The organism is Flammeovirga aprica JL-4 (assembly GCF_012844305.1).
Lineage (GTDB): Bacteria > Bacteroidota > Bacteroidia > Cytophagales > Flammeovirgaceae > Flammeovirga > Flammeovirga aprica.
In genome coordinates this window covers 1-2,227 of the sequence record NZ_JABANE010000252.1, presented here as the reverse complement: position 1 = coordinate 2,227, position 2,227 = coordinate 1, and the positions used below count along the sequence as shown (strand labels likewise).

The window sequence follows — 2,227 nt, the reverse complement described above, 5'->3', positions numbered from 1 at the left end:
ACTTATAAAAAACATAAATATCACTATTATTTTTCATTTCACGACGAATATCTGACTTTTCAGCTGGACGATTTTCTCCTTCATTTATATCAGGTAATGGTGTACCATCATCTTTACAATCCTGCCATAAAATACTAATAAAGTCTTTGTCTTTTCGCAAATCATCCCCATTGATATAAGCAATTTCCCAACCACTTACCAAAGAAGTATCACCTTTTGAATTAGTATCACCTTGTAAAGCTTTCTTTAAATTTTCATCAGCACAGATATCAGCTATTATATCATCTCGCTTCTTTTGGGTATCCAGCTCCATAATACGCCAGTTCAAGCGTCTACTAATTTTACATGACTTTGTATCTATATCTTCTAATTCCTTTTCACCCAATTCAAGAATAGCTAACGCCAATACCAATCCCTCTGCTAGGGATTTATCTGAATTAGAAATAAGATTTGATAAGTGGCTTTATGTCATTAAAAATTTAACCAAATTGGACGAGCGACCTAAAGAGCTAAAGAGCTAAAAGGTAAAATCTTTGATGCTTTTTTTGAGACAGCTGAAGTAGCTAAAATGTCACGTAAAGAGATGATGAATTATGAGGATTCTTTGAAGTATTATAGAGACTTGCATAATTCTTTGGATACGGCGAAAGAGGAAGGGATTGAGATTGGGGAGAAAAGAAAAGCAATTGAGACGGCTAAAACTATGCTTCTCGATGGGCTTAGTATTGATAAAGTAGTACAGTATTCTGGTTTGAGTTTGGAAGAGGTACAGTATATTAAACTATAATATCATTATACAATATTCTATAAAATAATGTGGAAAATTTGCCCAAATAAACCCTCATTCAGAAAAGCGTTCTGAATGAGGGTTACTGAGGACAGCGTTGAGTTTACGTCCTCCTTCCAGTTCAAGATGTAATTCTTTTAATCTTAAACACCTTATTATCAATTACTGGATAATAAGACTCAACTTTTAAATCCAAATCATTATATTTATTAAACAAATAATGTGTTACTGTAAGAAATATTCCACCTTCAATGCCAATTATTATCCCCACCTCATTTGGAAGCTCTACAAATCTAGAATTAGGAAAGATTTGTTGATAAATTAGATCAATGAAAACTACTCTTTTATTTAGAATTAGATCGATAAAACTTTCATTACTTTGAGACAAAGTATATGGGTATATTTCATCATCAAAGAGGTAAAAATCCTCGTTCACTTCTTCTTTATCACTTCTTTCTAACCATACAACTATTGAGTTAAGCTCATCTTGTCCATTTAACCCTATTATTATATTAGACTCTAACTCAATAAGCAATGCTCCTTCGACTTTAAGGAAGTTTTCATCACCAAGGTCTGTTTTATTTAAGCTACACCTTATCAAATTTTTTATCTTGTCACCAACTAATTGTGCAAATAAGGTCTGGTTTTCAGAAATTAATTTTTCCTGATTCAATTTTTTAAAATCCATTAATTATTTTTCTTAGCTACTTCTATCAATAAGTCAATCATTCTAATATTTTTATTATTAGGTGATACTTTTTCATATACATCAAGTGGGTCAGCAATAACAACTCGACCTTCTTTATCAATCAAAAATTGCAAATCATTTATTTGAATTTTCTTTTTAACCATAATTGACTTAATCTTCAAAAGATCTTCAACACTATTTTGATTAAGATACTCTGAACCTCCAACAATCGTAGGTTTCTTTTTAACAACTTTAACAATATCCTTTGAACCTTGAACATACTTTTTCATTAACATCGTCCTAGGTGTAAATTGAAATACTTCAACAACAGGTAACCCATTTTTAAATAATACTTCTAACAATTCCATTTCTTTTGGAATACTATTTATTGGTTTTCCTACTTTTAATATAGCTACAACCATATCATCACTTCCAAATATATCATGAACAAATTTATTACCACCTTCTCCTATTACTTCTCCAATTTTAAGATCTCGTTTCCAAAGCTCATTCCATAATTCAATTAAATCAGATATCCGATCAGTATTTTTACTATTAATCTCATCAAAATACCTCTTAAACTCTCCTCCCTTATTATAGTCATTGATAAAATGTGCTCTTAACTTGTCATCTAATTTTAACTCATCAAGCTTGTTAGCAATTAGCTCTGGCAAAGCATAATCATTATGCACATAAATACCATCCGCATAATAACTATGATAACCTTCCACCTCAAAGTTGTAAACTCGCTC

Annotated in this window: 4 protein-coding genes; 1 reads left to right on the top strand and 3 read right to left on the bottom strand. The window is 30.9% G+C overall.

Annotated features, from left to right (window positions below):
- Nucleotides 1-406 (bottom strand): hypothetical protein (locus HHU12_RS33595; protein ID WP_169661095.1); only part of this gene is annotated, 406 nt, incomplete at its 3' end.
- Between the two features lie 162 nt (nucleotides 407-568).
- Between HHU12_RS33595 and HHU12_RS33590 the strand changes: the two genes are divergently transcribed.
- On the top strand, nucleotides 569-787 hold the full coding sequence (locus HHU12_RS33590; protein ID WP_169661094.1) for a hypothetical protein: 219 nt from the start codon (nucleotides 569-571) through the stop codon (nucleotides 785-787).
- A gap of 121 nt (nucleotides 788-908) precedes the next feature.
- Here the strand turns inward: HHU12_RS33590 and HHU12_RS33585 are convergent, their stop codons facing one another.
- Both HHU12_RS33585 and HHU12_RS33580 read right to left on the bottom strand, forming a co-directional pair.
- Complete coding sequence (locus HHU12_RS33585) at nucleotides 909-1,475, bottom strand: hypothetical protein (RefSeq protein ID WP_169661093.1); 567 nt, start codon at nucleotides 1,473-1,475, stop codon at nucleotides 909-911.
- A partial coding sequence (locus HHU12_RS33580) for a hypothetical protein (protein ID WP_169661092.1) occupies nucleotides 1,475-2,227 on the bottom strand: 753 nt, incomplete at its 5' end. The genes HHU12_RS33585 and HHU12_RS33580, both read right to left, overlap by 1 nt.

Coding starts and splice junctions, on each gene's coding strand:
- HHU12_RS33590 (WP_169661094.1), top strand. CDS start 569: ATGTCACGTAAAGAGATGATGAATTATGAGGATTCTTTGAAGTATTAT.
- HHU12_RS33585 (WP_169661093.1), bottom strand. CDS start 1,475: ATGGATTTTAAAAAATTGAATCAGGAAAAATTAATTTCTGAAAACCAG.